The organism is Vibrio sp. 2130-1, from assembly GCF_033339515.1.
Genome location: NZ_JAWOUT010000411.1, coordinates 1 through 630 on the forward strand (window position 1 = coordinate 1; position 630 = coordinate 630).

At 48.7% G+C, this 630-nt stretch carries 1 protein-coding gene; it reads left to right on the top strand.

Features of this window, described 5'->3' with window-relative positions; translation table 11 throughout:
• On the top strand, nt 1-630 hold a 630-nt coding region (locus R7Q09_RS26535; RefSeq protein WP_318143990.1), incomplete at both ends, for a type II secretion system F family protein.

Below are 630 nucleotides of genomic sequence, written 5' to 3' on the forward strand. Positions count from 1 at the left end.
CAAACGTGGTATCAAAACGGCTGAACTGGCTCTGATCACGCGTCAATTGTCTACACTTGTTCAATCAGGTATGCCTCTTGAAGAGTGTCTTCGAGCAGTTTCTGAACAAGCAGAAAAGCCACGAATTCGCACCATGATCGCTGCAGTTCGCTCCAAAGTCACCGAAGGTTACCCATTGGCAGATAGCCTAGGTGATTATCCACACGTATTTGACGAACTGTTTCGCTCTATGGTCGCCGCGGGTGAAAAATCTGGACACCTTGATACGGTTTTAGAGCGCTTGGCGGAGTACGTCGAAAACCGTCAGAAAATGCGTTCTAAGCTGTTGCAAGCGATGATCTACCCTGTCGTGTTAGTGGTGTTTGCGGTGGCGATTGTCTCGTTCTTGTTGGCGACCGTGGTACCCAAAATCATCGAGCCGCTCATTCAAATGGGGCAGGGGCTGCCACAGTCGACGCAATTTTTGCTGGCGGCTAGTGAGTTCGTCCAAGAGTGGGGGCTGATTATCTTTGCTGTGCTAGTAGTTTGTTTTTATGGCTTAAAACTGGCGTTGCAAAAACCAGATTTTCGCTTGTCTTGGGACAGAAAAATCATCAGCTTGCCGCTCGTCGGTAAGATTTCTAAAGGCCT